A 7,764-nucleotide genomic window follows, 5' to 3' on the forward strand; every position below is an offset into this window, starting at 1 on the left:
CATTGACAATTGCATACGTAAAAATATAAAACCTCATTACAGGAATTTCAATAGTCCATAGTATTTAGTCGATAGTCCATAGCTGATTCGAGTAAATGTTTTCCTTGTTAAATGCTGTAAACCAGTATTTTATATTAAGGTTGCATACTCACTTTATTTTTAAAAGTGCTTCGGTTTTATTCCCAAACACCCAATTAAATAGTGTTTAAATTCATCAATAACTGATCACCAACAAACAACTTTGACTAAAATCACTGCGGAGTATTGAGGAATTTATAACCTAAAAGAAAATGGTATGAACAGATGGTTTTCTAAACTTCCTATCTACATAAGGCTTCGCATAGGGTTTGGTGTTGTGCTGGTGCTTACCCTGGCAATGACAATCTTCTCTATCCAGCAATTAGAGCAACTCCACAAGAAAACTAAAGAAATCAACGAGAAATGGTTGATCAACGTGAGAGAAATCTCAGAATTTAGTACCAATCTGGGGTACTATTCTATCAGTGAGTTTCGTCACATCAACTCGAGCGACCCAGTGGCAAAAAAACAGATAGAAGAAGAGATGGCAAACATTCGCCGCAAGCTCCGCAAAAGTTTGGATCGTTATGAAAAACTCGTAGTCACTGACAAAGAAAGGGCTTTGCTGAGAAGTGTTAAAAAAATGCGCCAAAACTATTTCTCTGTTCTTTCGGCACCTGTGCTGGAGCTGTCGCGCCAAGGCAGGACAGAAGAAGCTACTAAACGGGTGTTATCGGGAGCCAATGCCAAGGCGATTCAAGACATTAAGGAAAAGCTGGACGAAATTGTATTAGAAAACAAAAAAGGAAGTACCAAAGCTGCCAGCGACAGTGAAGCTATTTACGAGCGATCTACTACTGAGGTGTGGGCTATTTTGATTGCAGCTATTTTTCTGGGAGTTTTGATTTCTATGATGGTATCGAGTAACATCAGGAGGCAAATAGGTGGCGAACCACATATTATAGCCAATATTGCCCAGAAAGTATCATCGGAGGGGGATTTGGATATTCACTTTGATGCAGGACAAAATGCTGGTATTTATGGTTCGGTAAGGCAAATGGTCAATACCTTCAGAGAGATTGGCAGTGTAACAGCTGACTTGTCTAAAGGGCACTCTGCCGAAACACTTAGGGTAAAAAGTGATAAAGATACGCTTGCTTTGTCTATCAATCAGATGATTGACAATTTTAAAAAGGTGATCATGCAGGCGAACGAAATAGCTAAAGGTAATTTTTTGGTGCAAATAGATTTACGTAGTGAACAGGATGAGTTGAGTATTGCTTTGCAGCAAATGACTAAAAGTTTGAGCGAAAACAAACTGAAAAACGAGCAGGAGAATTGGGTGAAAGATGGAATCAACCAGTTGAGTAAAGATATTTCAAGCGACATTTCTCTTGAAAAAATTTGTCGTCAATCCATTAGTTTTATTTCTCGTTATGTAGAAGCTGCCCAAGGGGTGATCTATTTGTATGACAAAGAAGATGAATATTTGAGCTTGTATGCTACCTACGCATTCAAAGAGCGCAACGACATTTCTAACAAATACAAATTGGGCGAGGGGTTGGTAGGACAGGTAGCCCTTGAGCAAAAACCTATTTTGTTGAAAAACGTGACCCGCAAAGAGTCGGTAGTGCATACGGGAGTGATTAGCGAAGCCCCACTGTATATTTATGCCCTCCCTTTGGTGTTCGAAAATGAATTGCATGGAGTTATAGAGCTTGCCTCGTTTGAAGAGTTTACCCAGCTTAAGCAGCGTTTTTTGGATGAAGCCGACCGTATTTTGACTACTTACCTACATTCTGCTCAACAAACCGAAGAGGTGAGGCGTTTACTGGTGATTGCAGAGGAGGCAAAACAAGAAGCCGAAACCAAAGCCCAGGAGCTTGCCCAATCGCAAGAAGAACTAAGGGCTACCTCAGAAGAGCTACAGCACCGCAACGAAGCCTTGGAAAAGCACACCAACGAAATAAACGAGGTAAACGTAAGGCTGGAACAAAACCAGGAAGAACTGCAAAGTCAACAGGATGAGCTAAAAAATCAAAATGCCACGCTCGAAAAAGCCCGTCTTGAGCTTGCCCGACGCACCGAACAACTAGAGCTTGCCAATAAATATAAATCAGAATTTTTGGCAAATACTTCTCACGAAATACGCACTCCTTTGAACGGAATCATTGGACTTACTGAATCGTTGATTGATGGAGCCGCCGGACCTTTGAACGAAAAGACCATGAGCAACCTTGAGTTGATCAACAGTAGCGCCATCCGTTTGTCTACGCTGGTAAATGATATTCTGGATTTTTCACGAATGGAAAACCACGAATTGGGCATTCAAAGGAAACCTACTGATTTTTATGCCATTGCAGATGTGGTGGTACGAGTAAGCCAAGAGCTGATAGGAGACAAAGACTTGGTGCTGGTAAATACTATAGGCAAAGACATTCCGATTATAGAAGGAGACGAAAACCGATTACAACAGATATTATATAACTTGATAGGCAATGGCATTAAGTTTACCGAGAGTGGTCAGGTAACTTTATCGGCTAAAACGACCGATGCCTTTTTAAGCGTAAGCGTAAAAGATACAGGCATAGGCATATCGCCCGAAAGTCAAGATCGTATTTTTGAATCGTTTGAGCAAGAAGATGGGTCTACTTCCCGTAATTATGGGGGAACTGGTTTGGGGCTGGCCATTTCTAAAGAATTGGTAGAGCTTCACGGAGGAACCATTCAACTGAAGTCGGAAGTGGGCAAAGGATCAGAGTTTATATTTACTTTGCCAATATCTCAAAACCAAAGCATTGCAAGAAAGAGCAAAGAAACGCCATTATCTATAGATCCGCCCACATTGGCAAACGATGAGGAAGAAACAGCCGCCAGTTCGTTATTGAATCAAAGTATTTTTGATAAGTCTGCAGCCGTATCAGCTCCTGATTTGGAAAGTATAGAGAGCAATGAACGATTAATTGCCCATATAAATAGTAATTATCAGGTGAAAATTTTGGTGGTAGATGATGAACCCGTAAATTTACAGGTCTTAGAAAATCATCTTTCTATTCAAAATTACAACATCACTCAGGCATCAGACGGCTTAAAAGCATTAAAAATTATTAAGGAAAACAAAGAGCCATTTGATATTATTTTGCTGGATGTGATGATGCCTAAAATGTCGGGTTATGAAGTATGCCGAACCATTCGGGAACGGTTTCCACTGGTTGAATTGCCAGTATTGATGCTCACTGCTAAAAACCAGCCTAAAGACATTGTAGAAGGTTTTGACGCTGGAGCAAACGATTACCTTACCAAACCTTTTTCTAAGGTAGAGTTACTATCACGCATTAAAACCCATGTATTACTAAAATTGACCAGCGAAAATCTGCAGACCGCCAACGAAAAGCTACAAGAGTATAATGCTACTCTTGAGCAAAAAATAGAAGAGCGTACGGAGGAAATCAATACCTTATTGTTGAATATCTTGCCAGAAGAAGTAGCCAATGACCTAAAAACCAATGGCAAAGCACCTGTAAAGTATTATGCCATGAGCACAGTATTATTTACTGACTTCCAAGGGTTTACCAAGCAAGCCTCAGAGATGGATAGCAAAGAGTTGGTAGAAGACCTGAACGAGTATTTTGCGGGTTTTGATGATATTATGGAACAATATAACCTGGAAAAAATCAAAACTATTGGTGATGCGTATATGGCAGCTGGTGGTATACCACAGTCTAATACCACCAACCCAGTAGATGCAGTACTTGCTGGGCTGGCTATTCAACAGTTTGTAGCAGCAAAACGAGCCGAAAGAAAGGCGGAAGGCAAACAGTTTTGGGATGTTAGGCTGGGCATTAATACGGGAGAGGTAATAGCGGGCGTTATAGGTACAAAGAAATTTGCCTATGATGTGTGGGGCGACTCGGTAAATACGGCGGCTCGAATGGAGAGCGGTGGTAAAGTAGGGGAGGTGAACATTTCGCATAATACGTATGAAATGGTGAAAGATTATTTTGATGTAGAGCACCGTGGCAAAGTAAACGCCAAAGGTAAAGGAGAGGTAGACATGTATTTTGTGAAAAGGATTAAGCCTGAGTTGTCGGCAGATGATACCGGAACTAAGCCTAATCAGGCTTTTTGGGTAAAACTAGAGGGGTAATCGCTTGTTTAAAACTCATCGGAAATTTAAACAAGATTTAAATTGAGCAAAGAATAATACTTAAATGAGGTATAGGGGCAACCCAATGGTCTGATGCTTCAAATAAATGTTAATTGACGATGTATAATAAACTAAAGGTAGGTCTGTGTTTGTGTGTAATGTTTTGGAGTGGTGTGGTAATGGGGCAGTCAGGCTCTAAACTCACCAGCCAACCCGCAGGGGAGGTAAGAACATTGATGGCAGCTGCAGATGCTTTTATGAAAAGTGGGGCGTATAGCAATGCTTATAACACCTACCTAAAGTTAGTCAATGTATACAAACAAAAAAATAACCAGGCAGGGGTAGTAGCCAATGTAGATAAAATTATTGCGTTACACGAACAAAAGAAAATTAATCTTCCTTCTAACACCCTGATCAACTACTATACTACCCGACGTAGAGCTGCCAACGCTCTTGGACTGAAAACTCCTCCCAAGATGTACTTGAATATGGCTGAAGTGTATGCCAAAGCAAAACAGATGAAGAAGGCTATATACTTTGCCGAAAAAGGTTTGAGGTTATCTGACAATACCGAAACTGCTGATTTGCTCAATACCTTTTTGCGTAACCTGGATGCAGACAAAGTGAACTATAACGGCAACCCTGGGTTAAAGGCAAAGCTGAGGGCTGTACAACAGGATCTGATACGCAAAGAGCATGCTTTGCAACGCCTAAAACGTCAAAGTGTTTTATTACGTAAGCAAATCCTTGGGCAGGCAGAAGACTTAGAAAAAATGGACAGAAACCTTAAGTCGCAAACTGCCATTGCCAAGAACCGCCACCGAGTTAATGAACAACTCGAAGAATCTAACAATAAACGTAAGTGGTGGAACATTGTATTGATATTTTTAGCACTGGTAGGTTTCATTGTAGGAGGTTACTCTGCTGCAAAGCTCTATTTCAATGGGCGTCAACGCAAGCAAATAAATAGCAAGCTAGTGAACAAAGAAGCTGCTTTGCTTACTGCCAAAGATAAGTTACTGGATGCCAAAGACACCATCCAGTCTCAAAAAGAAGAGTTGCAAGATAAAAAGTATACTATTCAACGCCATTTGTCAGAAATAGATGGTAGAAAAATAGAGTTAGTAGAGCTTACCGAGCAAGCACAGTTGCAAAAACGCCAATTGGCATATATGAAAGAGTCTAAGGTACAACTTGCCGAAACCATTGCCCAGGATTTAAAGAAGCCTTTAGATGTAATTTTGCGCAGTAAAGATTTAGTAGCGATTCAAGGAGCGGGTGACCAAATGAAAAAGTATACTGAAGAAATGCTTGCCATTCAGCAATACCTCAATGGCCACCTTGACTTAAAAATTGCCGATTTTAACTTCCATTATGTAGTGCAACAAACCATCGCTCCCTGGCTGGCTCAGGCAGAGAAGAAAGGGGTCATTGTGGTAAACCAGGTACCTGCGCAATATTGGGGCACTTTTGACAAAGGTTTGATTAGTCGTGTGGTAGAAAAACTTTTTCGCAAGGCTATACAACATACCCTCACTGGAGGTAAAGTAGCTATTTCGGGGAAACCAATACACCCCACAGAGACAAACGACCATTCAATTGGTGAATTAGAGTTATCTATAGCCGACGATGGTGCCAGTATTTTGTATGATGAATTTCAGAAAATATTTCAACCATTGATGGATTTAAATGCCAGAGAGTTTTCTGACAAAGCATTGGCTGGTATTGACCTTACCTTTTGTAAGGTGGCACTAGAAGCACATCAAAGTAATATAAAAGTAGCATCAGCGACTGGAGTTGGCACTACTTTCACTTTTCAATTGCCGCTGGGTTCTCCACAACAAATGATTGATTAATTCCACCACTTGTAAGTATTAACAATAGTCCATAGCTGATTCGAGTAAATGTTCACCTTGTTAAATGCTGTAAACCAGTATTTTATATTGAGATTGTATACTCACTTTATTTTTAAAAGTGTTTCGGTTTTATGCTTAAACACCCAATTAAATAGTTTTTAAATTCATAAATGACTGATAACCGAGCCTGTAGCTCTGCTACGGCGAGCTCACCGAAGGTAATCAGCATACAACTTTGACTAAAATCACTGCGGAGTATTGAGTATTAATATACTTAAACAAAAATGGTTTTGAGGGTGGATTTTGACTAATTGCCTGAATACCAACATTAATCAACCGAAGCTACAGCTTGCTGTGCTGAGCTCTGCTTCAGCTAATCCTGTAAATCCTAAAACCGAGTCTATTTATAAATCCCGACTCATCGGGGCAGCTTGCTGTGACGAGCTCACCGCAGGTAATCACTTTCATCTTAGGAATTGTTCAAAAATAAATTTACACTCTGAGGGGTGATTTTTCGCCTTGATACTTCGTTATTTTTATTGCCCGTAGCGCTGCTATGGGCGCAAAAAATAGCCTCGTCTCAAAACAAAACCTCTACCTCAAGAATGGTAATTTAATTTCTCACCATTCCTTAGTATACTTAGATATTTAGCCTTTTTATTCTATAAAAAATTACGCTGTAGCACCTTTGTTGCAGGTAAACCATCGCATCCCCTCTTCACCCCCCTTACCTTTGTAATATACAAATCAGACCTATTTCTGTTATCATATTACTTCATTAAACTATACAAGTGCAAAGATGGAAAATCATATTGCATATAACCTACTGCAGAACAATCCAGGCAAATTAATTTGCTCTCCAGCATTTCAGGCAAGCATCCGTAAAGTTGTAAACAAATGGGTACAACGCGGTTTTATTAAATATGCTCATACCGATGATTTAACTCAGGAGGTAAATACCCTACTCTTAGAAAAACGTTGTTACCAGATTCAGAAAAACTATAAACTTGAATATGGAAGTCTGGTACTTTATTTTGAACGTGTAGTGTATAACCTTTGTGTAGACTTGATAGTAAAACCTACCAAAATAGACAAGTACTGTTATTCTCTGGATGATGTTAATCCGCGTTTTGTGGCAATGCACAGCCAATATGAAAACGACTTATTAGAGATAGAGAAAAGCCGACTGGTATTGCTTCTCAATAAATTTAATGAGAACAAAGGCAAGTTTTTGCTGTTGCTAAAATTATACAGCAGGCTTCCTCTAACTACCAATGATATAAAAGACATCAGCCAAAAAGTCAATCGCAAAGTGGCAAAAGAGCTGTTGAAAGACTTTGGTAAGTCTTATACAGATATAGAGGATCGAGAAATTTTTGAAAAAATAACCCCTATTTTAAATTTGGTAGAGCAGAAAAAAGTGTCACCAGACGCTACCAGAAGGTGGTTTTCGTCCAAGGTAAATTTATTAATTGAAAAAATGAACCGAAAAACACAAGGCATTGAATATGACCGTGAGGCATTGAAAAATCTTACCCAGATTGTGTTCAACCGAGTGTCGTTGTCTGCTTAAACTTTGTATTGTTTCGGGGCGGTCTCATAAGGAATGGTGTAAAAATAAATTTCCATAGTTTAATAAAATATTTTGTTGCTATACGCGGCACGGCAATATCCAGTAGGACAGGCATTTGTTTTTTAATAATCGAGTAATAGTGGTTGCGTCAGCTGGACTCAGCCTTAGTT

At 39.7% G+C, this 7,764-nt stretch carries 3 protein-coding genes; all 3 read left to right on the top strand.

All coding sequences use genetic code 11. The annotated features are described in order from the left end of the window. Nucleotides 1-295: 295 nt before the first annotated feature. Nucleotides 296-4,165, top strand: a complete 3,870-nt coding sequence (locus Q0954_RS12415) for an adenylate/guanylate cyclase domain-containing protein (protein WP_299457249.1) — start codon at nucleotides 296-298, stop codon at nucleotides 4,163-4,165. 119 nt (nucleotides 4,166-4,284) lie between these two features. Then, complete coding sequence (locus tag Q0954_RS12420) at nucleotides 4,285-6,021, top strand: HAMP domain-containing sensor histidine kinase (RefSeq protein WP_299457251.1); 1,737 nt, start codon at nucleotides 4,285-4,287, stop codon at nucleotides 6,019-6,021. Nucleotides 6,022-6,820: 799 nt separating this feature from the next. Next, nucleotides 6,821-7,594, top strand: a complete 774-nt coding sequence (locus Q0954_RS12425; protein WP_299457254.1) for a hypothetical protein — start codon at nucleotides 6,821-6,823, stop codon at nucleotides 7,592-7,594. The last annotated feature ends 170 nt before the right edge of the window (nucleotides 7,595-7,764 follow it).

The organism is uncultured Microscilla sp. (assembly GCF_947493425.1).
Lineage (GTDB): Bacteria > Bacteroidota > Bacteroidia > Cytophagales > Microscillaceae > Microscilla.